Annotated in this window: 30 protein-coding genes and 1 tRNA gene; 9 read left to right on the forward strand and 22 right to left on the reverse strand. The window is 66.6% G+C overall.

Annotated elements, in window-relative coordinates:
• A partial coding sequence (locus ER13_RS07700) for a M61 family metallopeptidase (protein WP_035308139.1) occupies positions 1-1,836 on the forward strand: 1,836 nt, incomplete at its 5' end.
• Between the two features lie 252 nt (positions 1,837-2,088).
• Positions 2,089-4,062 (forward strand): M61 family metallopeptidase, encoded by a 1,974-nt coding sequence (locus ER13_RS07705; RefSeq protein ID WP_035308141.1) that lies wholly within the window; start codon positions 2,089-2,091, stop codon positions 4,060-4,062.
• Between the two features lie 183 nt (positions 4,063-4,245).
• Here ER13_RS07705 and ER13_RS07710 read toward each other — a convergent pair whose 3' ends face one another.
• The gene (locus ER13_RS07710; protein WP_008263932.1) at positions 4,246-4,926 is read right to left on the reverse strand and encodes a type 1 glutamine amidotransferase domain-containing protein; all 681 of its coding nucleotides are present in this window, start codon (positions 4,924-4,926) and stop codon (positions 4,246-4,248) included.
• Between the two features lie 130 nt (positions 4,927-5,056).
• Between ER13_RS07710 and ER13_RS07715 the strand changes: the two genes are divergently transcribed.
• Complete coding sequence (locus ER13_RS07715; RefSeq protein ID WP_035308144.1) at positions 5,057-5,968, forward strand: PHB depolymerase family esterase; 912 nt, start codon at positions 5,057-5,059, stop codon at positions 5,966-5,968.
• 133 nt (positions 5,969-6,101) lie between these two features.
• Here ER13_RS07715 and rplL read toward each other — a convergent pair whose 3' ends face one another.
• Complete coding sequence (gene rplL / locus ER13_RS07720) at positions 6,102-6,485, reverse strand: 50S ribosomal protein L7/L12 (RefSeq protein ID WP_008259470.1); 384 nt, start codon at positions 6,483-6,485, stop codon at positions 6,102-6,104.
• A 62-nt stretch (positions 6,486-6,547) separates the two neighbouring features.
• A complete protein-coding gene (gene rplJ, locus ER13_RS07725; protein ID WP_008264370.1) occupies positions 6,548-7,063 on the reverse strand; it encodes a 50S ribosomal protein L10 in 516 nt (171 codons plus the stop codon).
• Between the two features lie 318 nt (positions 7,064-7,381).
• Between rplJ and ER13_RS07730 the strand changes: the two genes are divergently transcribed.
• Positions 7,382-8,089: a glutathione S-transferase gene (locus tag ER13_RS07730; RefSeq protein ID WP_035308146.1), complete on the forward strand. Its 708-nt coding sequence runs from the start codon at positions 7,382-7,384 to the stop codon at positions 8,087-8,089.
• 3 nt (positions 8,090-8,092) lie between these two features.
• Here ER13_RS07730 and ER13_RS07735 read toward each other — a convergent pair whose 3' ends face one another.
• From ER13_RS07735 to ER13_RS07745, 3 genes are all read right to left on the reverse strand, one after another.
• Positions 8,093-8,608, reverse strand: a complete 516-nt coding sequence (locus ER13_RS07735; RefSeq protein WP_035308148.1) for a DUF2059 domain-containing protein — start codon at positions 8,606-8,608, stop codon at positions 8,093-8,095.
• Positions 8,609-8,677: 69 nt separating this feature from the next.
• The gene (locus ER13_RS07740) at positions 8,678-9,127 is read right to left on the reverse strand and encodes an NUDIX hydrolase (RefSeq protein WP_035308150.1); all 450 of its coding nucleotides are present in this window, start codon (positions 9,125-9,127) and stop codon (positions 8,678-8,680) included.
• 74 nt (positions 9,128-9,201) lie between these two features.
• The gene (locus ER13_RS07745) at positions 9,202-9,612 is read right to left on the reverse strand and encodes a helix-turn-helix domain-containing protein (RefSeq protein WP_035308152.1); all 411 of its coding nucleotides are present in this window, start codon (positions 9,610-9,612) and stop codon (positions 9,202-9,204) included.
• 50 nt (positions 9,613-9,662) lie between these two features.
• On the opposite strand from ER13_RS07745, the gene ER13_RS07750 reads away from it, so the two are divergent.
• Positions 9,663-10,271: an NAD(P)-dependent oxidoreductase gene (locus tag ER13_RS07750; RefSeq protein ID WP_035308154.1), complete on the forward strand. Its 609-nt coding sequence runs from the start codon at positions 9,663-9,665 to the stop codon at positions 10,269-10,271.
• Between the two features lie 76 nt (positions 10,272-10,347).
• On the opposite strand, the gene rplA is transcribed toward ER13_RS07750, so the two are convergent.
• The 7 genes from rplA to ER13_RS18385 all read right to left on the reverse strand — a co-directional run bounded on the left by rplA (position 10,348) and on the right by ER13_RS18385 (position 14,479).
• Positions 10,348-11,037, reverse strand: coding sequence for a 50S ribosomal protein L1 (gene rplA, locus ER13_RS07755; RefSeq protein WP_008260414.1), 690 nt, complete (start codon positions 11,035-11,037; stop codon positions 10,348-10,350).
• A 3-nt stretch (positions 11,038-11,040) separates the two neighbouring features.
• Positions 11,041-11,472, reverse strand: coding sequence for a 50S ribosomal protein L11 (gene rplK / locus ER13_RS07760; protein WP_008259841.1), 432 nt, complete (start codon positions 11,470-11,472; stop codon positions 11,041-11,043).
• Between the two features lie 276 nt (positions 11,473-11,748).
• Positions 11,749-12,324 carry a transcription termination/antitermination protein NusG gene (nusG, locus tag ER13_RS07765; protein ID WP_008264196.1) on the reverse strand — a complete coding sequence of 192 codons (576 nt, stop codon included), beginning with the start codon at positions 12,322-12,324 and terminating at the stop codon, positions 11,749-11,751.
• A 13-nt stretch (positions 12,325-12,337) separates the two neighbouring features.
• A complete protein-coding gene (secE, locus tag ER13_RS07770; protein ID WP_008264085.1) occupies positions 12,338-12,637 on the reverse strand; it encodes a preprotein translocase subunit SecE in 300 nt (99 codons plus the stop codon).
• Positions 12,638-12,707: 70 nt separating this feature from the next.
• Positions 12,708-12,783 (reverse strand) — tRNA-Trp (locus ER13_RS07775).
• 95 nt (positions 12,784-12,878) lie between these two features.
• Positions 12,879-14,213 (reverse strand): hemolysin family protein, encoded by a 1,335-nt coding sequence (locus tag ER13_RS07780; RefSeq protein ID WP_196066388.1) that lies wholly within the window; start codon positions 14,211-14,213, stop codon positions 12,879-12,881.
• 95 nt (positions 14,214-14,308) lie between these two features.
• The gene (locus ER13_RS18385) at positions 14,309-14,479 is read right to left on the reverse strand and encodes a hypothetical protein (protein WP_155988124.1); all 171 of its coding nucleotides are present in this window, start codon (positions 14,477-14,479) and stop codon (positions 14,309-14,311) included.
• A 102-nt stretch (positions 14,480-14,581) separates the two neighbouring features.
• On the opposite strand from ER13_RS18385, the gene ER13_RS07785 reads away from it, so the two are divergent.
• Complete coding sequence (locus ER13_RS07785) at positions 14,582-15,214, forward strand: DUF938 domain-containing protein (protein ID WP_008261888.1); 633 nt, start codon at positions 14,582-14,584, stop codon at positions 15,212-15,214.
• Positions 15,215-15,216: 2 nt separating this feature from the next.
• On the opposite strand, the gene ER13_RS07790 is transcribed toward ER13_RS07785, so the two are convergent.
• On the reverse strand, positions 15,217-15,618 hold the full coding sequence (locus ER13_RS07790) for a hypothetical protein (protein WP_035308171.1): 402 nt from the start codon (positions 15,616-15,618) through the stop codon (positions 15,217-15,219).
• Positions 15,619-15,984: 366 nt separating this feature from the next.
• Here ER13_RS07790 and ER13_RS07795 point away from each other — a divergent pair, with 366 nt between their 5' ends.
• The gene (locus tag ER13_RS07795) at positions 15,985-16,764 is read left to right on the forward strand and encodes a pseudouridine synthase (protein WP_035308156.1); all 780 of its coding nucleotides are present in this window, start codon (positions 15,985-15,987) and stop codon (positions 16,762-16,764) included.
• Here ER13_RS07795 and ER13_RS07800 read toward each other — a convergent pair.
• The 3 genes from ER13_RS07800 to crcB are packed head-to-tail and all read right to left on the reverse strand — an operon-like array spanning position 16,748 to position 18,941.
• Positions 16,748-17,527, reverse strand: coding sequence for an ATP12 family chaperone protein (locus tag ER13_RS07800; RefSeq protein ID WP_035308158.1), 780 nt, complete (start codon positions 17,525-17,527; stop codon positions 16,748-16,750). The genes ER13_RS07795 and ER13_RS07800 overlap by 17 nt on opposite strands.
• Positions 17,524-18,549: an RluA family pseudouridine synthase gene (locus ER13_RS07805; protein WP_035308161.1), complete on the reverse strand. Its 1,026-nt coding sequence runs from the start codon at positions 18,547-18,549 to the stop codon at positions 17,524-17,526. Before ER13_RS07805 ends, ER13_RS07800 begins: the two co-directional genes overlap by 4 nt.
• Positions 18,546-18,941, reverse strand: coding sequence for a fluoride efflux transporter CrcB (gene crcB / locus ER13_RS07810; RefSeq protein ID WP_008263747.1), 396 nt, complete (start codon positions 18,939-18,941; stop codon positions 18,546-18,548). The genes ER13_RS07805 and crcB overlap by 4 nt, the downstream gene beginning before the upstream one ends.
• A gap of 144 nt (positions 18,942-19,085) precedes the next feature.
• On the opposite strand from crcB, the gene ER13_RS07815 reads away from it, so the two are divergent.
• Positions 19,086-20,282: a hypothetical protein gene (locus ER13_RS07815; RefSeq protein ID WP_035308162.1), complete on the forward strand. Its 1,197-nt coding sequence runs from the start codon at positions 19,086-19,088 to the stop codon at positions 20,280-20,282.
• On the opposite strand, the gene ER13_RS07820 is transcribed toward ER13_RS07815, so the two are convergent.
• Genes ER13_RS07820 through ER13_RS07830 form a run of 3 tightly spaced genes read right to left on the reverse strand, consistent with a single transcriptional unit; the run spans position 20,283 to position 22,894 of the window.
• Positions 20,283-20,771, reverse strand: coding sequence for a hypothetical protein (locus ER13_RS07820; protein WP_035308163.1), 489 nt, complete (start codon positions 20,769-20,771; stop codon positions 20,283-20,285).
• 52 nt (positions 20,772-20,823) lie between these two features.
• Positions 20,824-21,549, reverse strand: coding sequence for an RluA family pseudouridine synthase (locus ER13_RS07825; RefSeq protein WP_008263483.1), 726 nt, complete (start codon positions 21,547-21,549; stop codon positions 20,824-20,826).
• A gap of 16 nt (positions 21,550-21,565) precedes the next feature.
• Positions 21,566-22,894 (reverse strand): replication-associated recombination protein A, encoded by a 1,329-nt coding sequence (locus ER13_RS07830; RefSeq protein WP_035308165.1) that lies wholly within the window; start codon positions 22,892-22,894, stop codon positions 21,566-21,568.
• A 70-nt stretch (positions 22,895-22,964) separates the two neighbouring features.
• Between ER13_RS07830 and ER13_RS07835 the strand changes: the two genes are divergently transcribed.
• Entirely contained in the window at positions 22,965-23,387 is a 423-nt protein-coding gene (locus ER13_RS07835; protein WP_035308166.1) for a VOC family protein, read from the forward strand.
• 275 nt (positions 23,388-23,662) lie between these two features.
• Here the strand turns inward: ER13_RS07835 and ER13_RS07845 are convergent, their stop codons facing one another.
• Both ER13_RS07845 and ER13_RS07850 read right to left on the reverse strand, forming a co-directional pair.
• On the reverse strand, positions 23,663-24,451 hold the full coding sequence (locus ER13_RS07845; RefSeq protein ID WP_155988125.1) for a hypothetical protein: 789 nt from the start codon (positions 24,449-24,451) through the stop codon (positions 23,663-23,665).
• 37 nt (positions 24,452-24,488) lie between these two features.
• Entirely contained in the window at positions 24,489-25,892 is a 1,404-nt protein-coding gene (locus ER13_RS07850; RefSeq protein WP_035308170.1) for a Do family serine endopeptidase, read from the reverse strand.
• Between the last annotated feature and the right edge of the window lie 662 nt (positions 25,893-26,554).

Below are 26,554 nucleotides of genomic sequence, written 5' to 3' on the forward strand. Positions count from 1 at the left end.
ATCCCCGAGGCGCGGGACGTCGCCTATCCAGGCGTGATCGCCCTGGATATCGACGCCACCAACCTGGCCCAGCACGTCTTCGGCGTCACAGAGACCATTCCGGTGGCCCAGGCGGGGCCGATGACCCTGTTCTTCCCCGAATGGCTGCCGGGCAACCACGGCCCCGTGGGGCCCATCGTGCAGTTGGCGGGGATCGAGATCACGGCGAATGATCAGCGCGTGGAATGGGTGCGCGACACCCTGTCCCCCTTCGCCTACCACATCACCGTTCCGGCCGGCGCGACCGAGCTGAAGATCAGGATGCAGCACCTGTCGCCCACCACCGGCAATCAGGGCCGGGTGACGATGACGCCCGAGATGCTGAACATCCAGTGGGAAAAGATGCTGCTCTATCCCGCCGGCCACTGGTCGCGGAACATCATGGTCCAGCCGACGGTCAAGTTCCCGACCGGCTGGCAATTCGGCACGGCGCTGGAGCCGCAGACCAAGGACGGCGACCTCCAGACCTTCAAGCCGGTCAACCTGGAAGTCCTGATCGACAGCCCGGTCTTCGCCGGCGTCCACTATCGCCAGATCGATCTCGATCCCGGCGGCCGCTCTCCGGTCCGCGCCAACATCGTCGCAGACGAGGTCAAGAGCCTGGAAGCCACGGACGAGCAGATCCAGATTCTGCGCAATCTCGTGGTCCAGATGGACCGCCTGTACGGCGCCCGCCACTTCGACCACTACGACTTCCTGATCTCCATGAGCGACAAGCTGGGCGGCATTGGTCTGGAGCATCACCGCAGTTCCGAGAATGCGGTCGATCCGGAATTCTTCACCGGCTGGGACACCCACCTCGGCGACCGCGACCTGCTCAGCCACGAGATGAACCACTCGTGGGACGGCAAGTGGCGTCGCCCCGCCGACCAGTACGTCCCGAACTTCAACAGCCCGATGCAGAACAGCCTGCTGTGGGTCTATGAAGGCCAGACCCAGTATTACGGTCAGGTCGTCGCCGCCCGCTCGGGTCTGCTGACCAAAGATCAGGCGATGGAGTCCCTGGCCATGACGGCCGCGACCTATGACGCCCGCGTCGGCCGTCAGTGGCGCGCGCTTCAGGACACGACCAACGACCCGATCATCAGCCAGCGCCGGCCCAAGGGCTGGCTGTCCTGGCAGCGGAACGAGGACTATTATTCGGAAGGCCAGCTGATCTGGCTCGACGTCGACACGACGATCCGGGAGAAGACCGGCGGCCGCAAGTCGCTGGATGATTTCGCCAAGGCCTTCTACGGCGTCCAGGACGGCAGTTTCGAACCCGCACCCTATACCTTCGAGGACGTGGTGGCGGCCCTGAACGGCGTCGTGGCCAACGACTGGGCGACCTTCCTCCGCACCCGCCTCGACGCCACCGGCCCGGACGCCCATGCGCCTCTGGACGGCCTGACGCGCGGCGGCTGGCGCCTGGCCTATGGCGAGACCCCGACCGCCTATCAGAAGACCCTGTTCGGGGAGTTCAAGCGCAACGACTTCACCTATTCGCTGGGCTTCCAGACGGGCGAGAACAACGCCATCGGCAGCGTTCAGTGGGCCAGCCCCGCCTTCGACGCCGGCCTGGCGCCGGGCATGGAGATCGTCGCCGTCAACGGCCAGGCCTCCAACCCTGACCGCATCGCCGCCGCCGTCACCGCCGCCAAGGATCCGGCCGTGTCCGTGACCCTGATCGTCAAGGACGGCGACCAGTACAAGACCGTCGCCCTGCCCTACCACGACGGCCTGCGCTACCCCCGCCTGGAGCGGATCGAGGGAACCCCCGACCGCCTCAGCGACATCCTGACGCCCCGCAAGCGCTGAACCCAACTCACCTCCCCGTCGGCGAAGGCCGACGGGGAGGTGAGGCGGAAGCGTCAGCGAACGCCAGGAGGGGGCGACTCGGTATCAGACGCTCTTGGGGTCATCCCTACTTTCGGAGTCGCCCCCTCCTGATCGCTGGCGCGATCTGTCCTCCCCGCGCGCCTTCGCGCGCGGGGAGGTGACCATCTGTCCCTTGACGCCTCTCCCCCGCTCCCCGACGGTGCAGGCCTGCCCTCCCGTTCGGATGATCTGATGCCGCGTACCCGCCTGACCGCCGCCGCCTGCCTCGCCGCCTTGATGACCGCCGCCCCGGCCCTGGCCCAGGACTTCCAGTCCACGCCGGTGGTCACTGACCCGACCCAGGCCGCCCTGGCCCTGCCCCGGTCTCAGCCGGCCATCCCCGCCCCAGCCGACACCCCCTATCCTGGCGTCATCCAGTACCGGGCCGACATCACCGACCTCGACCGCCGCATCATCCGCGTCAGCCAGACCATACCCGTCGCCGGCCCCGGTCCCCTGACCCTGCTCTATCCGAAATACCTGCCGGGCAACCACGCCGACACCGGCCCGATCCAGCTGCTGGCCGGCCTCACGGTCACGGCGAACGGACAGCGGATCGAGTGGCTGCGCGACACCCTCGAGCCCTACGCCTTCCATCTCGACATCCCCGCCGGCGTGACCAGCATCGACGTCGCCTTCCAGCAGCTGACCCAGCCGGACAGTTCCAACTGGCGCGTCCTGATGACCCCGGCCATGGTCAATCTGCAGTGGGAGAAGGCCATCCTCTATCCGGCCGGCTACTACAGCCGCCAGATCCCGGTCGCCGCCTCCGTTGCCCTGCCCTCTGGCTGGAAGTACGGCACGGCCCTGACCACGGAGTCCCGGAACGGCGACGTCGCCGCCTTCGAGACGACCGACCTCTACACCCTGATCGACAGTCCGATGTTCGCCGGCGCCCACTACCGCCGCGTGGACATCGACCCCACCGGCGACCGGGTTCACCTGAACCTGCTGGCCGACGAGGAGAAGGGCCTCGCCGCCACCGACGAGCAGCTGAAGCTCTACGAGAACATGGTCCAGCAGGCCGACCGCCTGTTCGGCGCCCGCCACTTCGACAACTATGAGTTCCTGTTCGCCCTGACCGACCAGATGGGCGGCATCGGCCTTGAGCATCACCGCAGCTCCGAGAACACAGGCGCCCCCGGCTTCTTCACCGACTGGTCCAAGAGCGCCGGCGACCGCGGCCTGCTGCCGCACGAGTACACCCACTCGTGGAACGGCAAGTTCATGCGCCCGGCGGATGAACTGACCGCCAACCACAACGTCCCGACCCAGAACACCCTGCTGTGGGTCTATGAGGGCCAGACCGAATATTGGGGCGACGTCCTGGCCGCCCGCGCCGGCCTTCATTCCAAGCCCGTCGCCCTGGCTACCCTGGCCAATGTCGCCGCCTTCTACGACAACCAGCCGGGCCGTCAGTGGCGCGCGCTGCAGGACACCAACAACCACAACCTCCTCGGCTACCGCGTCCCCGGCCAGTACCCCTCGTGGATGCGCGGCACGGGCGACTATTACCGGGAAAGCCTGCTGGTCTGGCTGGACGCCGACACCCTGATCCGGGCCGAGACCAACGGCCGCAAGTCCCTCGACGATTTCGCCAAGGGCTTCTTCGGCCATGACGACGGCTCCTGGGCGCCCCAGGGCTATACCTTCGATCAGGTCGTCGCCGCCCTGAACGCCGTCCACCCGCATGACTGGGCGACCTTCCTGCGCGACCGGCTCGACGCCGTCGGCCCCGACGCCCGCGCCCCCCTGGCGGGGATCGAGCGCGGCGGCTGGCGCCTGATCTATACGGACACCCCCACCGCCGACGAGAAGGCCGTCAACACCGGCTGGGCCAACGATTTCCAGTATTCGCTGGGCTTCACCCTGGCCGGCGACAAGATCGCCAACGTCCGCTGGGGCGGTCCCGCCTTCGAGCAGAGCATCGGCGCGGGCTGGAGCCTGGTCGCCGTCAACGGCAAGGCCGGTTCGGCCGAGGTGCTGCGCAACGCCGTCACCGCCGCCAAGGGGACCGACGCCCCGCTCGAACTGCTGATCAAGTCCGGCGACCGCTTCCGCACCGTCGCCTTCGACTACCGCGACGGCCTGCGCTATCCGCGCCTGGAACGGATCGAGGGCACACCGGACCGCCTGTCGGACATCCTCGCTCCGCGTCGGCGCTAGACGGGACACCTCCCCGTCGGCGAAGGCCGGCGGGGAGGACAGGCGGGAGCGTCAGCGAGCGCCAGGAGGGGGCGACTCGGTGGCTGAAGCTCTTGGGGTCATCCCCACTGTCGGAGTCGCCCCCTCCTGATCGCTACCGCGATCTGTCCTCCCCACGCGCCTTCGCGCGCGGAGAGGTGAGCATCACCCCTTCAACAACCCCAGCAGGGCCTCAGCCGCTTCACGCGACGAGCCCGGGTTCTGCCCCGTCACCAGCTTGCCGTCGACCAAGACATACGACCCCCAGTCCGGCCCCTTGGAATAGTCGCCGCCGTTGGCGCTCAGGACGTTCTCGACCAGGAAGGGCACCACCTCGGTCAGGCCCACAGCCTCCTCTTCCGAGTTGGTGAAGCCCGTCACCTTGCGACCCTCGACCAGCGGCTTGCCGTCCGGCCCATGAACCGACTTCAGCACGCCGGGCGCGTGACAGACGAAGCCAGTCGGCTTGTCCGCCTTGGCGAAGGCCTCGATCAGGGCGATGGAGTCGGCGTCGTTCGCCAGGTCCCACAACGGCCCGTGCCCGCCGGGATAGAAGACGGCGTCGAAATCATCGGCCTTCACCGAGGCCAGTTCGACAGTCGCGGCCAGGGCGGCCTGAGCCTCGGCGTCGGCCTTGAATCGGCGCGTGTCTTCGGTCTGGGCGTCCGCGTCGTCGCTCTTGGGGTCCAGCGGCGGCTGACCGCCCTTGGGCGAGGCCAGGACGATCTCCGCGCCCGCATCCTTCATCGCATAATAGGGCGCAGCCAGTTCCTCGAGCCAGAAGCCGGTCTTCTTGCCGGTGTCGCCGAGTTGATCGTGCGAGGTCAGAACCGTCAGGATCTTCATGTGGGGGATCTCCTTTTCAGGCCTAACAAATGGGAAGCCAGACCGATCCCTCCAATGGTCGGCGACCGGCCTGTGTGGCGCATCCAGGAATCGCTTCACGCTGCGGCCAGTACACAGGGAGACACACGGCATGAGACATTGGCTCGGAGCCTTGGCGTTCGGACTGGGCGCATTTGGACTGGCGTCCATCGCCAAGGCCGACTGCGTGATCGGCGAGCCCGGCGCCACCCGCAGCGTCGCTTTCGGTCCCGACCGGCGTACGGTGCAGATCCATGTTCCGCGCGGCTTCGACCCCGCTCGGCCCGCTCCCCTTGTCTTCGTCCTGCACGGCAGCGGCGGCACGGGCGCGGCGATCCTGAGAGATTCCAAACTGGCCGAGACCGCCGACCGGCACGGCTTCATCGTCGCCGCCCCCGACGCGGGCATCCCGGTCGACCGGGGCTTCGTCTGGAACGTCCCCGGCGTGCCGACCATCACAGGCGACGTGCCGGGTCCAGACGACGCCGACGACGTCGGCTTCCTGGTGGAGACGGTCGAGGAATTGGCTTCACAGGGCTGCGTCGACGACAGCCGGGTCTACGCCACGGGCCTGTCGGGCGGCGGTCGGATGACGTCCTGGCTGGGCTGCGTGGCCGCCGACCGCTTCGCCGCCATCGCGCCGGTCGTCGGCCTGCGAGCGGGCAACCCTCGCAAAGGCTCGCCTGAACGGCCCGATGCGGCCACCTGCCGGCCGTCCCGCCCCATGCCGGTCATCGCCTTCGCCGGCGACGCCGACACGACCAATCCGATCCAGGGCGGGGGCGCCCCCTACTGGAGCTATACGATGCACGCGGCCGAGCAGCGCTGGGCCCAGTTGAACGGCTGCGCCACGACACGCCCGACGCTTTGGGTCTCGGCCTCGGTCTATGAGGAAGGCTACGCCGACTGCCGAGCCGGCGCCGAGGTCGTCGGCCGCATCACCCGCGACGGCGGCCACAGCTGGGTCGCCGACAACGAAGCCATGTGGGCCTTCTTCGCCGCGCGGACACGCCCGCAGAACTGATACAGACCAAGCCCCAGCCGTAGCGCCGCCCACGGGCCTCAAGCAGCGCGAAGCGCGATAGGCCCAAAAAGAAAAGGCCCGGCGGTTTCCCGCCGGGCCTTTCCGATATTCAGCAAATGCCGAAAGTCAGATCTTACTTGATCTGGACCTTGGCGCCGGCTTCCGTCAGCTTCTTGGCGACTTCGTCGGCGGCTTGCTTGGAGACGTTCTCGACGACGTTCTGCGGAGCGCCTTCGACCAGGTCCTTGGCTTCCTTCAGACCCAGGTCCGAACGCACGCCACGGACTTCCTTGATCACGTTGATCTTCTTGTCGCCGCCGTCGATCAGGACGACGGTGAACTCGGTTTGCTCTTCGGCGGCTTCAGCCGGAGCAGCGCCACCACCGGCCGGCATGGCCATGGCGACGGGAGCAGCGGCGCTGACGCCCCACTTTTCTTCAAGCAGCTTCGACAGTTCAGCAGCTTCGAGAACGGTCAGAGCGGACAGGTCTTCGACGATCTTGGCGAGGTCAGCCATTGTCAGTTTTCCTTCGGAGGATTGGGATTAGGGAGTGATGCAGAGATGAAAGGCTGGGCCGCTTACGCGGCTTCCTTGGTGGCGTAGGCGTTGAACACGCGAGCCAGCTGACCGGCGGGTGCTTGCAGCACGCCGGCGATCTTGGTCGCGGGCGCATTGAGCAGGCCGATGAGTTGGCTGCGGACCTCGTCGAGGGTCGGGAGCTTGGAAAGAACTTCCACACCCTTCACGTCGACGACAGTTTCGCCCATGAAGCCGCCGATGATCTTGAAACGATCATTGGCCTTGGCGAACTCGGTGGCGACCTTGGCGGCCGTACCGGGGTTCTCGGCGTACGCGATGCCCACGGGACCCTTGAACAGGCCGTGGTAGTCGCTGCCTTCTTCGGCTTCGAGCGCCTTCAGCGCCAGGCGGTTCTTGACCACCTTGAACGCGCCGCCTTCTTTACGAAGACGGCCGCGCAGATCTTCCATTTCCGCAACGGTCAGACCCAGGTTGTGGGTCACGACCACGGAGCCGGCGTCGGCGAATACGCCCTTGAGCGTCTCGATCGACTCGGCCTTTTGTGCGCGGTCCATTGCGGTCTCCAGTCTTGGCATTCGCCGCCGGGCTTATTCCCGACGACGGATTGGCCAAAGCGCCGCGCATCGCTGCGAAGCGTTCAGGCCGGTCGTATTGTCCGAAGGATGCGTCTGACGGCGTCCGTCCCGGAATGCGGGCTGACAGCGCTAGGTCGCGTCCCCATCTCCCCACGGCGTCAGAGGGCTCTCTGACAGTTATGGCCTGGGTGACCCCCACGCCCCGAAGTTCTCGGACAGGACCGTCAAAGGATTGAACCTCTGACGGGAAGCGGCGCTCATACAGGGAGCCCGACAGGAAATCAAGGAGCCGAGCGCATGGCCTATGAACTCTACTACTGGCCCACAATCCAGGGGCGAGGCGAGTTCGTCCGCCTGGCGCTCGAAGCCGCCGGCGCGGACTATGTCGATGTCTCGCGCCAGGACAATGGAAAGGCGATGATGACGCTGATGGAGACCGCAGCCACGCCCTCCTTCGCCCCGCCCTTCCTGCGCCTGGGGGATCGCACCGTCGGTCAGGTGGCCGCCATCCTGGCCTGGCTGGGTCCGCAGCTGGGGCTCAGCCCGAACGGCGACAGCGACCGCGCCTGGCTGAACCAGATCCAGCTGACTTTCGCCGACCTAGTCGCCGAGGCCCACGACACCCACCACCCGGTCGATCTGATGGCCTACTACGACGACCAGAAGCCAGAGGCCGCCCGCCGGTCGAAGGTCTTCCGGGAGCAGCGGATCGGGAAATTCCTCCGCTGGGCCGAACAGGTCCTCATAGCCAATCCCTCCGGCCCGGATTGGCTGGTCGGCGACCACCTCACCTATGCCGATCTGTCTCTGTTCCAGGTGGTGGAGGGCCTAGGCTATGCCTTCCCCAGGGCGACCGAGACCGTGCTCAACACCACGCCGCATATTGTCGCCGTCAGCGACAGGGTCGCCGCTCTGCCCCGTGTCAGCACCTACCTAAAGAGCGACCGCCGCATCCCGTTCAACGAGGACGGCATATTCCGTCTCTATCCCGAACTGGACGGCTGAGGCTTACCGGCGCCCGGACTTGCGGCCTGTTTGGCCACCCGTCTCGCAGTCGAATTGGGCGCAATATTTGGTCATCAACTCTTCGGTGAAGGCCGTCAGATGTTCGATAGTGATCTCGTTCATCACCGCGCTTAGCTGGAGAGTTTTCGTCGCGACCTGGCGGCCTACGGGACTGTCATAGAAGGCGATCTGGGCCTCCAGCTCTTCGACTGTGAACGTCGACGCGTAGTGGGGGACCATGTCCGCCATCATGTCATCGACCATGGCGGTCAGCATGCGCGGCGCATTACTCCGCAGCCAAGCCGCCTCCTCGGCGCCCTGCCCCTCCGTGTCCGCCTTGGCCAGTTGGTCCGCGATCATCGCCTCCATGACCTTGGTGAAGTTCGGCCCGGCCGAGAGTCGGATAACCCGCTCCGCCAGCGCCGTCCGCTGAGCCAGGCCGCGATCCTGCGCTGCGACAGGTCCGACCGCAAACAGGCCGAACAGAGCCGCAACCGTCAAAAGCCCAATGATACGCATATCGTCCCCCTCGCCCTTCTTATCCGAGCACGGCGTGCAGGTGGCCAGAGGGAATCGCCTCTCGGTTGCTCAATCGCTCGGTGGCGTGGCGGCGAAGTCGCGGATCAGCAGGGCGAGGTCGGCTTCGTGAACGCTGTCCGCCGCCGCCTCAGGCGTCATCCAGCGCCGATCGCGCTGGTGCGCCTCGGGCCAATCGCCCAGTTGGAGCACCACCTCCATCGGATAGACGGCGACGACATGGCGTCTCAGATCACCGCTGCGAACGATCTTGGCATAGCGGAAATGACCGATGGTCGCGTCGCCTATGGGACCACGAACGCCCGCCTCCTCCAGCGCTTCCTGGGCAGCCGCTTCGGCGTCGGTCTTTCCGGCCATACGACCGCCCTTGGGAATGACCCAGCGCCGCGTTTCGCGCGATGTGATCATCAGGATTTCCAGACCCGCCTCACCGAGTCGCCACGGCAGGGCTGCGACCTGACGCGTTTCCGACCGGCCTGTGCGTTTCGCGGCTTTGGCCATTCTCTATCCCCGTCCGGCGCGGCTTGCAAAACGCGGTTTACGTCGCTCCGTCAACCGCTCCGCGTCCGGAAAGTTCAGCCGAGCCGCCTTTCATCATAGGCGGCCTGAGCCTTGCTGACCTCGGCCATATTGTCCTCGGCCCAATCGATCATGGCCTGGAGCGCACCGACCAGCGTACCGCCCAGCGGCGTCAGGGCGTAGGAGACAGAGACCGGCACGGTCGGCGTCACCGTGCGGGCGACCAGTCCGTCCCGCTCAAGCTGGCGGACAGTCTGGCTCAGCATCTTCTGCGAAACGCCCTCGACACGCCGACGCAAGGCGTTGAACCGCATCGGTTCGTCCCGCAGCAGCGTCAGAACCAGCGTCGTCCACTTGTCGGCGACCCGATCCAGCAGTTGCCGCGTCGGGCAAGCGGCCGAATAGACGTCGGGCGAACGGGTTTCCGCCGGGTGACCAGATGAGAGTAAAGTGCCTTCTTGTGACATGCTGCACTTTATAACACCTGGTATCCGTTGGATACCACAGGAGATCATCCATGAAAGTCGCAGTCCTCGGCGCCAGCGGTCGCGCCGGCTCGGAAATCACCAAGGAACTGGCCGCGCGCGGTCATGCCGTCGTCGCCGTCGCCCGCAAGCCCGAGGCCATCCCTGCCCTGTCCGGCGTCACCCCGGTCGCGGGCGACGCCTCCGACTCCGCCGCCCTGGCGGAGATCATCAAGGGCTCAGACGCAGTGATCAGCGCCCTGCATCATGACGTCACGGCCGAAACCCTGCTGTCCGCCTTGAAGGCAGCCGGCGTGCCCCGACTGCTGGTCACGGGCGGCGCAGGCAGTCTGGAGGTCGCGCCGGGCGTGCGTCTGATCGACACCCCGGACTTCCCTGAGGCGTTCAAGCCCTACGCCCTGCCCGGCGTCGCCTTCCTGGACGGTCTGCGCGGCGAGACCCAGATCAACTGGACCTTCTTCTCTCCACCCGCCCTGATCGAGGAGGGGCCGCGTCTGGGCGTCTTCCGCACCGGCGGGGACCAGTTGATCACCAACGACAAGGGCGAGAGCAAGATCAGCTTCGCCGACTACGCCATCGCCATGGTGGACGAACTGGAACAGCACAAACACAGCCGCGCCCGGTTCACCGCCGCCTACTGACGCGACAGACACCGATCAAGAAAAAGGCCCCGGAGATCGCTCTCCGGGGCCTTCATCATTCTGGAACGTCGAGCGCTTAGGCGCCCAGCGAGGCCGGATCGACCTTGAAGCCCGGGCCCATCGTCGAAGACAGGCTGATGCGCTTCACATAGGTGCCCTTGGCGCCGGCCGGCTTGGAACGCACCAGGGCGTCCACGATGGCCTTCACGTTGGCTTCCAGGGCGTCCTGGGTGAAGGAGACCTTGCCGATGCCGGCGTGGACGATGCCCGCCTTCTCGACGCGGAACTCGACGGCGCCGCCCTTGGCGTCCTTGACGGCCTGGGCGACGTTCGGGGTCACGGTGCCGACCTTCGGGTTCGGCATCAGGCCGCGCGGGCCCAGCACCTTACCCAGACGGCCGACCAGGGCCATCATGTCCGGCGACGCGATCACGCGGTCGAACTCCATGAAGCCGCCGGCGATCTTTTCGTACAGATCTTCGGCGCCGACGTGTTCGGCGCCGGCTGCGGTGGCTTCGGCGGCCTTGGCGTCCTTGGCGAAGACGGCGACGCGAACGTCACGGCCCGTACCCGACGGCAGGTTCACAACGCCACGGACCTGTTGGTCGGCGTGACGCGGATCGACGCCCAGGTTGACGGCGATCTCAAGGGATTCGTCGAACTTCGACTTGGCGTTTTCCTTGGCCAGCTTGATGGCGTCGGTGAACGGCAGCAGGTCTTGGGTGACGCCGGTGCGGGCCTTTTGAGCCTTGGTTTGCTTGGCCATGGTTTAGCCCTCCACCACTTCGAGGCCCATCGCGCGGGCGGAGCCTTCGATGATCTTGGCCGCCGCGTCGAGGTCGTTGGCGTTCAGATCCTTCATCTTCTTTTCGGCGATCTCGCGCAGTTGCGCCTGCGTGATCTTGCCGGCGACTTCACGGCCGACCAGCTTCGAACCCGACTTCAGGCCCGTGGCCTGCTTCAGGTACCAGGTCGCCGGCGGCGTCTTGGTGATGAAGGTGAACGACTTGTCCTGATAGACGGTGATGACGGTCGGAAGCGGGGTGCCCTTGGCTTCCTTCTCGGTGCGCGCATTGAACTCCTTGCAGAAGCCCATGATGTTCACGCCGCGTTGACCCAGAGCCGGGCCGATCGGGGGCGAAGGCGTGGCCGAACCGGCCGGCACTTGCAGCTTGATATAGCCGAGGATCTTCTTGGCCATTGGTCTCTCCTATGAATGACCCGACGACTTAACGGCGGGCCGGTGAGCCGTGGTGCGGCATGGCTGCCTCCCACGGATTTGACGCTCCACGAGCCGAGGCCTGTCGAGCGAAGGCGCGCGTGTAACAGAGGGGGGACGGAAAGGCAAACGGGCGGCGTCACCTCCCCGTCGGCGAAGGCCGATGGGGAGGACAGGCGCCTCCGCGCATGGGGAGGCGAAACGAAAAAAGCCGCGCCCTTTCGGACGCGGCTTCAAATCTCAACCGGCGCCTGAGCGTCAGCCGGCGACCTTCTCCACCTGAGCATATTCCAGCTCGACCGGGGTGGCGCGGCCGAAGATGGACACGGCGACGCGCAGGCGGGCCTGTTCTTCGTCCACGCTCTCGACCGAACCGTCGAAGCTGGCGAAGGGTCCGTCGATGACCTTGACCTTCTCGCCGATGTCGAAGCGGATGGTGGGCTTCGGACGTTCGACGCCCTCTTCCACCTGGCCGATGATGTTCTGAACTTCGCGTTCCGAGACCGGCAGGGGCTTGGTGCCGCCGGCGGCGCCCAGGAAGCCCGTGACCTTCGGCGTGTTCTTGACCAGGTGATAGGCTTGGTCGGTCATTTCCATCTTCACCAGCACATAGCCGGGGAAGAATTTGCGTTCCGAGTTCACCTTGCGCCCACGACGGATCTCGACGACGTCCTCGGTCGGAACCAGGATTTCGGAGAAGGCGTCTTCCAGACCCTGCTGCTTGGCCTGATCACGCACCTGTTCGGCGACCTTCTTTTCGAAGTTCGAATAGGCGTTGACGATATACCACTTGTGGCGGGGATTGGCGGGCTTTGCGGGCGCTGCATCGGTCATGGGCGCGTCTTTCTCAGGATCCGAGAGCGATGATGTAGCGGAAGGCGAAACCGAGACCGGTGTCGACCACCCAGAAGAAGATCGCGGCGATGACCACCATGATGAAGACCATCACCGAAGTGATCCAGGTCTCCTTGCGGCTGGGCCACACGATCTTGCGGCCCTCCGCCATGACCTGCTTGTAGAAGTCGCTGGGGCTGGTGCGCGGCTTCTTGGGCGCGGGCGCATCGATGGTGATGGCGGCGGCGGCCGCAGCAGTCTGGGGCTTTGCGCCCGCCTGGGGCCGCTTGCCGGGAGATTTGGCCTTGGCCATCAGTTGCTCTTCACACAATTGTTCCTGTCGCCCCAGATGGGAAGTCCCATCCGGAAGCGACAGGGGGGATTGGCAGGAGTTGGGGGACTCGAACCCACGACCCCCGGTTTTGGAGACCGGTGCTCTACCAGCTGAGCTAAACTCCTAGACAATCGCGCGAACCCTCGGGTCCGTGCGTTCGCCAGAGGGGGGCGTATGCCCGACACCGCCCCGCATTTCAAGGGCGATGTGACACTTGTGACTAGTCTTCCAGATGCGCCGCAATGGCGGCCCGCTCGTCCTGGGCCTGGATCAGTTCCTTGAAGATCAACTTGTCGATGCGGCGGTCGTCCATATCGACGACCTCGACCTCGAATCGGCCGACCTGCACCACCTCGCCCTCATCCGGCACGCGCGACAGCTGGTGCAGAATCAGGCCGGCGACCGTGTGGAAGCCGTCGTGTTCGCCGAAGTCCTCGCCCAGGGTGTCAGCCAGATCGTCCAGGTCCGTCTGGCCGTCGACCAGCCAGCTGCCATCGGCGCGCTGATGGATCCAGGCCTGTTCCTCATCATGACCCTCGTTGAAGTCGCCGGCGATCATTTCCAGGATGTCGGTCGCAGTGACAACGCCTTCGAAGGCGCCGAACTCATCGACAATGAAGGCCATGTGGACCTTGGAGCCCTTCAGGATCTCAAGCGCCTTCAGCACCGAGGTCGACTGGGGGATGAAGGCCGGTTCGGCCACCAGGGGTTCGATGTCGAAACGTCCGTCGGTCAGCAAGGCGTCCAGCAGGTCCTTCTTGTGGACCACGCCCAGGGGATTATCGACGTCGCTCTCGCGCGCCACCACGATGCGCGAATACGGACAGGTGCGGATTTCCTCGCGCAGCACCGATTCGGGATCGTCCAGGGCGATCCAGAAGACGTCGTGGCGCGGCGTCATGGCCACCCGGACCGGGCGGTCGCCCAGACGCAGGATTTCCTCGATCATCACCTGTTCTTCGGGCTCGATCAGGCCGGCCGAGGTCCCTTCAGCCAGGATGGTCGCGACCTCTTCCTGGGTGACGTCCGAGCCATCGCGATCCTTGACGCCCAGAAGTTTAAGGATGCCCGAGGTCGAGGCCGTCAGCAGCAGCACAAAGGGTTTCAGCACGATCGCGAGGGTCGAGATCGGCGGCGCCATCTTGGCCGCGATGGTCTCGGGGAAGATCAGGGCCAGACGCTTGGGCACCAGCTCGCCGACGATCAGCGAGATATAGGTGATGCAGACCACGACCAGGGCCGTGGAGAAGATTTCGGTATAGGCGGCCAGCGCCGGGAAACTGGTCTCGAGGATCCGGTCCAATTCGCCTGCGATGGTCGCCTGGCCGTAGGCGCCCGCCAGAATGCCGATCAGGGTGATGCCGACCTGGACCGCCGACAGGAACTGGGTCGGCTCCTCGGCCAGTTTCAGCGCCTTGCGCGCCCCGCGATCCCCCTTCTCCGCCCGGCTTTGAAGCTTGGATCTCCGGGAGGAAACGACCGCCAGCTCGGTCATGGCGAACAGGCCGTTGAGCACCACCAGGAGCAGAACGACGACAATAGCGATGAGTAACATCTAGGGGTTTTTGGAGACCAACGCGGCGCAACAGACGGCGTCCGCGCAAAGACACTAGAGCACGGCGGCGCTTTGCGCCACGCTTTCCTTGCGTGTCAGCCCGCCCGGCCGGCCTCGATCGAGCCATAGGCGCCGGAAACCGGGCGTCCGTTCGCGTCATATTGCGACGCGCAGGCGCACAGGCCGAGCACGGTGCCGATGAACAGTCCGATATGAATTGCGCGTCGCATCGTGGTTGCCAATCGCTTAACGTCGATGAAGGACATAAACGATCGCTTAACTTTCCGGCAAGCCGGCGCCCCGCTCAGGGGAAAACCGCGGCCTAGCTCAGTCTCCCCTTCCCCGCGCCGGACGGCTAAGAGAAGGCCATGCAGACTCTGGACTTCCTCGACGCCCTACCCGACGGCGCCTTGTCTTCGCCTGCGGCCCAGCGCAACGCCGCCTCGATCCTGGACGTGTTGCGGACGCACCTGCCGGCGCGGGGGCAGGTGCTGGAGATTGCGGCCGGATCGGGCGACCACGCCCTGGCCTTCGCCTCGGCCCTGTCCGGTCTGGATTGGACGCCCAGCGATCCCAGCCCCCAGGCGCGCGACAGCCTCTCGGCCTGGCGGCGCGCCGGCCCGTCGAATCTGCGCCCGCCCCTGTCGGTGGACGCCGCCGATCCGGCGACGTGGCCGCAAGATCGGTTCGACGTCGTCTATTGTGCGAACATGACGCACATCAGCCCCTGGTCGGCGACCGAGGGGCTGATGGATCTGGCCGGTCGCGTCCTGCGACGCCCCGGCGGTCTGCTGGTTCTATATGGCCCCTATCGCGAGGCCGAGGTTCCGCTGGCGGCCTCGAACGCCGCCTTCGACGAGAGTCTGAAGGCGCGAAACCCGGCATGGGGCCTGCGGGACCGTGCGGCGGTCGAGACCCTGGCCCGGTCGCATGGCCTTGCGGCCACGCGCCGGGCTCCGATGCCGTCGAACAACCTGACCCTGCTGTTCAGAAGCGTCTGATTTCAGAGCGCGCCGATGGCGGCCGACAGCTGGGCGCGCTCGTTCAGCAAGGTCGTCTTGCCGTCCTTGAACAGGGCGCCCTGGGCCTCGACCGTCACGCCGAAGCTTTCAGCCGCAACGGCGACGCCGTCGGCGAAGGCGATGACCAGCAGATCATGGGCGCGCGCTAGGTCGATCAGCGATCGCACGGCGGCCAGGCCGGCCTCGTCCTGCGACCCGCCGGGCACGACCAGGCCTTTCAGACGGCCCTCGACGATGTCGGTCGCCGTCGCCGTCGCCAGAACGGTCACGCCGCCGGTGATCAGGCTGGCGTCGCCGGTCGAGATGGGCGCCAGGCCCACGCCTTCAGCCCGCAGCGCCCCTTCGACGTCGCCCAGTTCGCCGAATTCCATGTCACGTCGCATCACCAGTCCCATGCGCAGCCGGGTCGGAACGGGACGGTTGTAACCAGTGCGACGGGGTCCGGCGGAAGATTTGCTTTGAGCGTACAAGACGTCTCCTTCTAGGGTTTCAATAAACATCGAGATTCTGCGACAAAGGCCGCCGAACCATCGACACGAAGAACCAGAAAAACGAAAATCGACGGGTCCGACCATGGTCGTCCCGCACTCTGGATCGTTTGTGGAATGCCGCCTGATATAGTGAAAAATCCGGCAGGATCAACCTTGGACACCCCCGCATGTGCGCAGAGTGATCCTGACGGCCTTGACCCGCTTGCTCGCATCGGCGCCCGGCCCTAGACAGCGGCATTGATCGAGCGACGGAATCCGATGGCCTTCACCCGCACCTATGACGGCGACGAGCCCGTCCGCGTAAACAAATGGCTGGGCCAGACTGGCGTCTGTTCGCGCCGCGAAGCCGAGAGCCTGATCGCCGAAGGCCTGGTCTCCATCGACGGCGAGACCATCAGCGACGCGGGCCGCAAGATCGAGCCGGGCCAGACGCTGACGCTGAACGACACGGCCCAGCAAGCCCTGGCCTCGGGCATGACCCTGGTTCTGCACAAGCCGGTCGGCTACGTTTCGGGCCAGCCGGATCCGGGCAAGATTCCCGCCGTGCGCCTGCTGAAGACCCCCAACCGCATCGGCGAGGGCGAGACACCGGCGCGCGACGCCTCATTGCCCCCGATAGGCCGGCTGGACGAAGACTCCCGCGGCCTGCTGCTGCTGTCGTCGGACGGCGTCGTGGCCAAGGCGGTGATCGGGCCGGCGTCCGAACTGGACAAGGAATATCTGGTCGTCGTCGACGGCGTGATCACCGAAGCCAAGCTCAGCCGCCTGCGCCACGGCCTCGTGCTGAACGACAAGCCGCTCAAGCCCGCCCGCGTCACCCAAATCGAGCCCCAGCGCCTGCGCTTCGTCCTGACGGAGGGCAAGTATCGCCAGATCCGCCGCATGTGCGAACTGGTCGGGCTGGAAGTCGTGGACCTGTACCGTATTCGCATCGGCCCGCTGGAGTTGGGCGACCTGCCCGAGGGCCGCTGGCGTCACCTGACCGATCAGGAGCGCGCCGCGCTCATCGCCGCCTCGACGGCTAGTCCAACGTCCTGAACCACCGGTCCAGCAGTTCCGCCTCGGCGCGACGCGCCCCGGTGCGTTCCGCGGCTTCCGCGTCCACGCCCCACTGCTCCTCCTGAAACAGTTCGTCGATACGCGACAGTTCAAACGCCGCGACGCCTGCCAGCGCGCCCTGCTCGACGGCCAAGGCCAGCACCGCCGACCCGAGCAGCGGCACGGCGGTCGCAAGGCCTGTCAGGCGGAAATCGTCCATCGCCATCGCGTGCGCCTTCACCCGCGCGATGGCGTCGGGCGACTGGGGCCGATGCACGATGCCCGCGACTGGCTCCAGAGCCAGCCCCATCTCGCGCGCCGCCCAATCACGCCACGGCTCCCATTCACGGCGCTGGCGCTCGACCAGCGGCGTCGGATGTTCGGCCAGGTAGCAGACCACGTCCGACCCGGCGTAGGCGGCGATCTCTTCCGCCACCGGCTCACGCGCCTGGCCGATGCGGTCGATGGCGGTTGAGGCCAGTCGGGTCGCGGGCATGGTCGACGGCTGGACGATCTCACCCTGCGCCGCCCATTCCCCGGCGACAAGTCGGGCGGCGGCCTCGGTCGGCAGCACCAACGGCGCCTTGGCCGGCGTCTTGGGCGTCCGTCCGTCCAGCAGTACGGCCCAGCCGCCCCCCTCAGACGAATGGGCTGCATGCGGCCCGACCGAGACGGCCGTCCAGAAGCGACGCACCGTCTCCTGCGTTTCGCGGAACCCCTTGCGGGCGGCGACCATGGGATCGAGCGGGGGGATATGGCTCATCGAATTCTCTTCACGCCCAGGAAGGGATCGTCCTCAGCCTCGTCCTCGGAGAAGCCGAAGTGGGCGAAGCCGGCTTTCATTTCGGGGCTCAGAGGCGCCGTGACCTTCAGCAGGCCGCCGCGCGGGTGATCCAGCTCGATGCTGCGGGCGTGGAGCTGCAGCTTCAGCGGGCCGGACAACTCCCTGGATTTATCATCCCCGTATTTGGGATCGCCCAGGATCGGATGGCCGATCCCGGCCATATGGGCGCGCAGCTGGTGGGTCCGGCCGGTGAAGGGCCGCAGGGCCATCCATGAGGCGCGGTGCGAGGCGCGCGAGATCGTACTGAAGGCCGTCTCGGCCGGCTCGGCCTTGGGGTCCTTGCGCTCGGCCGGGCGCATCATCTCGAAGTCGTTGATGCCGGTCTTCTTCAACGGCATGTCGATCTGGCCCGAATAGGGTTTCGGATTGCCGATCACGATGGCCCAGTAAGTCTTCTTGGCCTGACGACGAGCGAAGGCGCCGGCCAGACGCTTGGCCGCCTCCGGCCCCTTGCCCAGCAACAGGACCCCCGAGGTGTCGCGGTCCAGACGGTGGACCAGGCGCGGACGATCCATCCCCTCGCCCCAGGCCGACAACAGACGGTCGACGTGACGGCTGGTCTTGGTGCCGCCCTGAACCGCTAGGCCGTGCGGCTTGTTGATGGCGATGACCATGTCGTCCTCATAGAGGACCAGCGACTTGGCGAAGGCGATGTCGCGTTCCGACAGGGTGTGCAGATCCCCGGCCTGACGCGAGGTGTCGTCCGGGATCGGCGGCACGCGCACGGCGGCGCCGGCGGTCAGGCGGCCTTCCGGCTTGATGCGGGCGCCGTCCACGCGGATCTGGCCGCTGCGGGCCATCTTCTGCACCTGGATGTTCGACAGATGCGGCCAACGCCTGCGGAACCAGCGGTCCAGGCGGATGCCGTCCTCGTCCTCGGCGACGTAGATGGTCAGGACTTCGCGCTTGGGCGCGTCCTCGATGGGCGGCTGGTCGGTCAAATGGCGGCTCCGAAGGCGCGGCGGGCGACCACCATGCCGATAAACAGGGCGACGACGGCCAGGACCACCGAACCGACGATATAGGCCGCAGCCAGTCCGTAGTCGCGACGTTCCAGCATCAGCGCCGCCTCAAGCGAATAGGTCGAGAAGGTGGTGAACCCGCCCAGCACGCCGACGGCGGCGAACAGGCGGATCGTCTCCTGGTGCGCATCGCCCCTGAAGGCGAGCCAGCCGACCAGCAGCCCCATGGCCAGACCGCCCAGCACATTGGCCGTAAAGGTCGCCAGCGGCCAGCCGGCGCCGGGCGTCAGCCGGGACATCAAGAGGACGAGGCCATAGCGCGCCATCGAACCGAGCGCGCCCCCGGCGGCGACGAGAAGAAACCGTGTCATGATCCGGCGCTATATACGCCGCCTTCGCCGAAAGCGAAGCATCCTGCGCGTTCGTGGCCGTCTGACTGAAACTTCACTTGCCCTGCGACAGGGTTAACGGCGATATCCGAGACGAACCGTCAGCGGGTTGGGGGAAGCCACGTCATGTCGCAGGAAGACAGCCAGAGCCCGGTGATCGCGCCGACCATGACGTCGCCGCCGCCTTCCCCGGAACCCGAACCGCAGTCGGTCGAACAGCCGCACGATCTGGCCCCCGCCGATGCGCCCGAGACGGCGCGCGCCGCGCCGCCGAACCCGACGCCTACCGAAACCCCAGCCGTGTCCGACGAAGGCGTGCTGCGCCCCATTCAGGAGAGCGATTACTTCACCCTGGACGACGCCTCGATCGCCAAGATATCGGGCAATATCGACCTCTACTTCAACCAGCCGCTCGATATCTTTCCCTTCTGGGAGAACGAGAAGAAGCCGGACCGTTTCCACGTCCTGTTCGCGCGCCAGATCGAGGAACGGTTCCCGGCGGACCGCGACATCCGCGGTCGGGTTCACGCCTATGGCCGACGCATCTTCCGCGCCCTGTGCGTCCATGTCGGCGTCAAGCGGCTGACCCAGGCCCTGGCCCTGATCGCCTTCGCCGTCCTGGCCGAGATGGGACCGACCCTGTTCGCGGACTGGGCCGGCGGGCAACCGGCCGGTCTGGGCCTGGGCCTCCTGGCCATGCTCGTCACGGGCGGGATCTTCTTCGGCGTCTCGACCATACTGTTCATCCAGTACCGGTTCCGGCTGGAGAACGACTCCTACGAGCTGTCGCGCGAGATCGTGCAGCGGACGCGGGAACTGCAGAACCTGTTCACCAACGCCCGCGCCCTGTCGGACCAGGCCGAGACCACCTACCAGATGGACGGCAAGGCCTGGGGCCAGCGCGCCCTCTATCTGACCCGGCTGGTCATGTGGATCGGGGCGCGGATGGAGTATCTGGAGAAGTTCATCCAGATGGAGCTGTGGCGCGTGCGGCGGGAACGCTACTGGATGCGCTGGTTCGGGCGGATCACCACGCCCGCCGTGCTGGTGATCTGGCTAGTCTTCTTCATCTTCTTCCCCGCCCCGGCGGCCAACGAGATCGGCTTCCGCATCCTTCAGATCATCGCCGTCCTGCTGGCATGCGGCGTGACCTGGCTGTCCTATTTCCGCTGGCAGACGCCTGCCCAGGCGATCCAGGACAAGCTGGGGGCCGAGGGCTGGGTCCGCTACGCGTCGCTGGACGTGGACAACACCGTCGGCGACCAGGTGCGGCGCGACAAGGAACGGCTGGTCGAATACCGCGCCCTGACGCGGGGGCGTTGATCAGCGCGGGATGGAGGCCTGGACCGATCGGGCGTCATAGGCGTTCGGACGGTCGGGCTTTGGGCCCCGCCCCATGATGATCTCCAGCGAGGTCGAGGTCGGGCTGGGGCCGCTGAAGTTCAGGCCCAGACCCACCCCGACGCCCGAGGCCGAATAGCCGCCGTATCGGCTGGATCCGCCGCCGATGGAGACGCTGCGCCGCACGCCGCCCGCGCCGCCGGGACGGCCGTCGGTCCAGCTCTGAGTCACTTCAAACCAGTCATAGCCCTGGTCCGTGGTCAGATCGGCGGCCCGCACCAGCGCATAGTCGGCGACAGCGCCCGGCGCCCCGACGCCGTTGTAGGTGACACGGTAACGGTTGGACTCGATCCTCTGCTCCGAATAGCCCTGCCCGCCCGGCGCGCGCTGGGCGCCGTAGGGGGCCAGGCTGGCGCAGGCGGCCAGGGCCAGGGTCGAGGCGGCGAGGCTGAGAATGGCGAGGCGCTTCATGGCGTTGTCTCCCTTTGACGGAGATAGCGTTGCTTGAGCCGGAGCGTTCCGTCTAGAGGCCCAAGGCCGAACGCAAACCCGCGAAATCGGCCGGCGGCGGCGCCTCCACCGTCGTCGTCCCGCCTTCGGGATGAGGAAAGCTCAGTTTCAAGGCGTGCAGCATAAGGCGCGGCGCCGGACCGACCTCTGTCGTCAGCGCCCCGCCATAGCGGACGTCGCCGATCAGCGGACGGCCCAGATGGGCCATGTGAACCCGCAGCTGGTGCATCCGCCCCGTCAGCGGCTCCAGCTCGACCACCGCCCCCTGATCATTGGCGGCTAGGGTCCGATAGCGGCTCTGCGAGCCTTGCGCCCCAGGCGCATCGAAGGCGACGACCCGCATATAGGACTCGCGCCCAATCTCTTCGCGGCGCAGCGGGGCGTCGATGGTCCCCGACGCCGGCTCCGGCGCGGCGGACAGCAGGGCCAGATACTGTTTCCGGAACCGCCTCATCTGCAGCGCCTTGCCCAGGAAACCCGCCGCCGGCTTGGTCTTGGCCGCCAGGATCACGCCCGAGGTGTCGCGGTCCAGACGATGCACCAGCTCCGGCCGCTTGCCGTTGGACCGAGCAAAGGCCCACAACAGGTCGTCCAGCGTATGGGCCTGGATCCGCCCGCCCTGGCTGGACAGGCCGGACGGCTTGGAAAAGGCGATCACATGAGCGTCCTCGTGGATCACCCATGACCGGACGGCGGCGATCTCATCCTCGGACAGGGCGACGGGGGTGCGGGTGGTCATCGGGGGCTTCTAGAGGTCAGTCCCCCGCCCCGTCCACCGCCCCATCTTTCGCCAGCCGCGCCCGCATCTCGGCCCAGCGCTCCAGCCGCGCCTTGACCTTCTCCTCATGCCCCTCGCCCTTGGGCTTGTAGAAGGTGCGGCGTTCCATCTCGTCGGGGAAGAAGTTCGCGCCCGAGAAGCCCTCGGGCGTGTCCGGGTCGTACTGGTAGCCCTTGCCGTAGCCCAGCGACTTCATCAGCTTGGTCGGAGCGTTGCGGATATGGGCGGGGGGCGTCAGCGATCCCGTCTCATAGGCCGCTTTCCTGGCCGCCTTGAAAGCCTCGTACACCCCGACCGACTTGGGCGCGGTGGCCAGGTGGACCACGGCCTGGGCCAGGGCCAGTTCGCCCTCCGGACTGCCCAGGAAGTCGTAAGTGTCCTTGGCCGCATTGGCGACCAGGATCGACAGCGGGTCCGCCTCACCGATGTCCTCGACCGCCATCCGCACGATCCGCCGCGCCAGATACAGCGGGTCTTCGCCCCCGTTCAGCATCCGCGCCAGCCAGTACAGGGCCGCATCCGGATCCGACCCCCGCACCGATTTATGCAGGGCGGATATGAGGTTGTAGTGTTCTTCTCTCGACTTGTCGTAGGCGGGCGCGCGGCGTTGCAGCACGCCGGCCAACCCCTGCACGTCCAGCCTCTCGCCTTCGGGCAGGTCGAACAGCACCTCCGACATGGTCAGCAGATAGCGACCGTCACCGTCGGCCAAAGCCAACATCGCCTGACGCGCCTCGGGCGACAGCGGCAGGGGCCGTTCCATATGCGCCTCGGCCCGCGTCAACAGCTGATCCAGCGCCGCATCGTCCAGCCGTTTCAGCACATAGACCTGAGACCGCGACAACAGCGCCCCGTTCAGTTCGAAGCTGGGGTTCTCGGTCGTAGCGCCCACCAAGGTCACGACCCCCGCCTCGACGAAGGGCAGGAAGCCGTCCTGCTGGGCCCGGTTGAACCGGTGGATCTCATCGACGAACAACAGGGTGCTCTGCCCCGCCGCCCGCCGCATCCGCGCCGCCTCGAACGCCTTCTTCAGATCGGCGACGCCGGAAAAGACGGCGCTGATCGACTGGTATTCATAGCCCGCCGCCTGGGCCAGCAGCCGGGCGATGGTGGTCTTGCCGGTGCCGGGCGGCCCCCACAGGATCATCGACCCCAGACGCCCCGCCTCGATCATCCGCCGGATCGGCCCGCCGGCGCCCAGCAGATGATCCTGCCCCACCACCTCGTCCAGCGTGCGCGGTCGCAGACGGTCGGCCAAAGGCGCGTCGGGGGGCAAGATGCCGGAGGCTTCGAACAGATCGGTCATTGCGACCTATGTAGTCGTGCCTAAAGCGGTTTTCACCCGTTAGTATGGTTCAGCGCCTCAGAGACTCATCATGACCGACGCCCATCCGAACCAAGGTCCGACCTCAGGCCTCACCCCGCATCTGACGATTCCGTCGCGCGGAGCCTCGGCCGCCATCGACTTCTACGTCATCGCCTTCGGGGCCGAGGTGCTGGATCGCCGCCTGGCCGACGACGGCGAACGACTGATCCACGCCCATCTGAAGATCAACGGCGCCAGCCTGATGCTGAATGACGAGTTCCCGGAATACACCGGCGTTCAGGACGTGCGACCCGCCGGCGTGACGCTTCACCTGCAGGTCCTCGATCCTGACGCCTGGTGGACCCGCGCCATGACCGTCGGCGGCGCCGAACCGGTCATGGACATGGCCGACCAGTTCTGGGGCGACCGCTACGGCGTCCTGCGCGACCCCTTCGGTCACACCTGGTCGATCGGCGGACCGAAGAGGAGCTGAGAGGAGGTCAAACGTCCTTTTCAGAAGACCCCAACGCCCGTTTCTTCTTGGCTGCGACCTTCTCCGTCTTTGTCATGAGGGAATCCATCAGAGTGAGAGGGCGTATGATTTGGCCCCGTCTGGTGAACCAGGAGGCAAGTTTCCAGGCGGCGACTAGGAAGACCGCAAGGCCGACCGCCGCAATGAAAAACTCGAAGGCGGTTGGTTCGCTCATGGCTGCGACAACAGACGGCTTGGCTCAGCCTCGACTTCAAGAACGTTGAGCTCAAGCGTCATCAGTTGCAAACTACGGTGTTGGAGCGGGCGATATTCTGACGCCGGAGGGCACGCCGACGGGATTCGCTGAGCCATTCGCCGCGCCGGTCGGTCCGGTATTCGACCACCGTATTCGGCAGGCAGGATTTCGCCATCGTCTCCTCGACCAGCCAGGCCTTGGTGCGCGCATCGGCATTCGCCAGTTCGCCGTCCAGACGTTGGACGCTCAAGGAGTTGGCTTCTCGGTACATGAGCCAACCGGGATTGATTCCGTTACGCGCAACGAAGGCTCGCTGACGTTCCGCGATCGGTTGGAGATCGACCCCGGCAGCGGCCATTCCGCCGTCCGGAACCAACTGTCGCGAGATCAGGCTGGGATCAATACCGCCGTGGATCACGATCACCGCGCCCGGCTCAACGATCAGCCGACCCGCCAGAGGGAGGAAATAGTTGGCGCAGGAGGAGTTGCACTCCTCCTTGACCGTCATGGTCAGACGCCGCCCCTCAAACCCCTCGGCGATCCGCATCGCCTGATCCGCCGAGCCGCCACGACTGGTCAGAATCAGTTCGGTTGTCGTAGGGGCGAAACGGCTTTCGACGCAGGCGGTCATGGCCGCATCGATGGGCCCGGACAGAACAAACGTCTCCGGCGTGGCCTGATGGCACAGATCGTCACGGTAGGCGGCCTCGGCGCCTCCAAAGCTCAAAAGCGAGAGAGCCAGTCCAATCGCGCAGGTCAGACCAACCCCGTGGTTCACGCCGCTCCCTTTCCCCTGAATTCGCCACGACCTCAGCGAGCAGGTCGCCAATCCAAGGTAATCGCCGGACAGCGCAGAGCAAGCCTTCTTAGCGCAACACGCCCCGAATCTGGCGCCCGCCGCGATTGACCACGATTTCCCACGGGCCGCGACCGGCGCCGGCGGCTTCGACGTCGCGCGCCGAAGCTATCGCGCGGCCGTTGATGCTGACGATCAGGTCGTTCTGGCGGAAGCCGGCGCGGGCGGCGTAGCCCCGGCCCGACACGCCGGTGACGATGACGCCCGTGGCGAACGGGTCGCCGCCCAGGCGGTCGGCCAGGGCCGGGTTCAGGGCCACGACCTGGGCCCCGGCGAAGGGGCCGGACTGGATCACGACGCCCTGGCGGGGGTCGGCGTCGCCGGGCAGGGTCTGGACCCGCGCGGTCAGGGTCTGGGGCCGGCCGTCGCGCAGGATGGCGACCTGGACCTGATCGTTCGGATTGCGTGAGCCGATGCGGTAGTTCAGCCCGTTCTGGTCGTTGATCTCCTGACCGTCCACGGCGGTGATCACATCGCCCTGGCGCAGACCGGCGCGGGCGGCGGGACCGTTGGCGTAGACGTCGGTGACGACCAGTCCCTGCGGCCGGCTGAGGCCCAGGCTGCCGGCGATGTCGCCGGTGACGGTGTCGCCCTTCACGCCCAGCCAGGGACGAACCACGGCCTTGGCGCCGCCCAGGGCCGAATCGACCACGCGCTTGACCATGGCGGCGGGCACGGCGAAGCCGACCCCGGCGGACGAGCCCGAGCGGGAGAAGATGGCGGTGTTGATGCCGATCAGGTCGCCGTCCATGTCCACCAGGGCCCCGCCCGAATTGCCGGGGTTGATGGCCGCGTCGGTCTGGATGAAGGAGCCGCTGTCGGAAATGCCGGTCTCGGTCCGGTTCAGGGCCGAGATGATGCCGTTGGTCACCGTCTGGCCCACGCCGAACGGATTGCCGATGGCCAGGACCAGGTCCCCGACCTGCTGTTCCTCCTGATCGTCGATGGCCAGGACCGGCAGGCGGTCGCTGACGTTCTCCAGCCGCAGCACGGCGATGTCGCTGCGCTCGTCGGCCAGGATGACGGTGGCGGGAAACTCGCGCCGGTCGTTCAGCACGACCTTGATCTGCTGGGCGCCGTCGATGACGTGGTTGTTGGTGACGACGATCCCGTCCGAGCGGACGATCACGCCCGACCCGACCGATTCCGCCACCCGCGCCTGGGGAATGCCGCCGCCGAAGAACTGGAAGAAGGGATCGGCCTGGACCCGCTGGACGCTGCGGGCCGAGATATTGACCACGGCCGGGGCGGCGGATCGCACCACCGGCGCGAAGCTGGACTTCATCCCCGCCGCATCGCTGGGCGCGGTGCGCGTCGGCTGGGCGAACTCGCCCTCCTGCGCCTTGGAATTGGTGGGGTTGCCGCAGGCCGACAGGGCCAGGGCGGCGACGAGCACGATCGATCGGGTCTGCATAATCATCCGAGGAGAACAGGCTTCAAGCCACACCATACCGCACCGTGTTTCGGGCCGGATCAAGGCGTCGGCGCGACATCAACGGACAAGCTTTCAGCCCGTTCCCGCAGCGTCGTGCAGACGAACGGAGGCGCTCCGTCCGTTCGGCGGAGTTTGGAGGCCCTTTGGAAGCGGAGGGCTGGGCGGGGCGCCGGGCCTTCGCCCGGAGTTTTGTGTTCTGAGTACCGTTTCGACGAAGGTTTGACGCCCCGCGCGAATGGTTGGCCTGCAAGCTCGGGGCGCCGAGCGGTGGCGGTCTTATCGCCTAACCCCATAAGCCTGCGACGGGTCGGCGGTCCCTGCGAAGAACCGTCCCGAGTGCGATCGAGTATCCCCCTCGACCCTCCGGCGACGTCCGGAGACGCCGTCGGCGCGGAGGAGTTGCACCCCCGCTCCCGTTCCATCCGCTCCCGCCGCCGCAAGGTCGCAGGCCAAGCGAGCCCTCCAAGCGACGAGACCGGGCGTGATTATAGGGGACGGGGAAACCCTGGCGGGAAAGTCGGGGCGAGAAACTGACAAGCCGTTGGAATCGTTACGGCAGGACCAGCGTCATTGTGACAGTTGGGGCCGTTCGGGCCCCCTCCGTCTCGCCGGCTTCGCCGGCGATCCACCTCCCCCAGGGG

It is taken from the genome of Brevundimonas sp. EAKA, from assembly GCF_000698025.1.
Taxonomy (GTDB): domain Bacteria; phylum Pseudomonadota; class Alphaproteobacteria; order Caulobacterales; family Caulobacteraceae; genus Brevundimonas; species Brevundimonas mediterranea_A.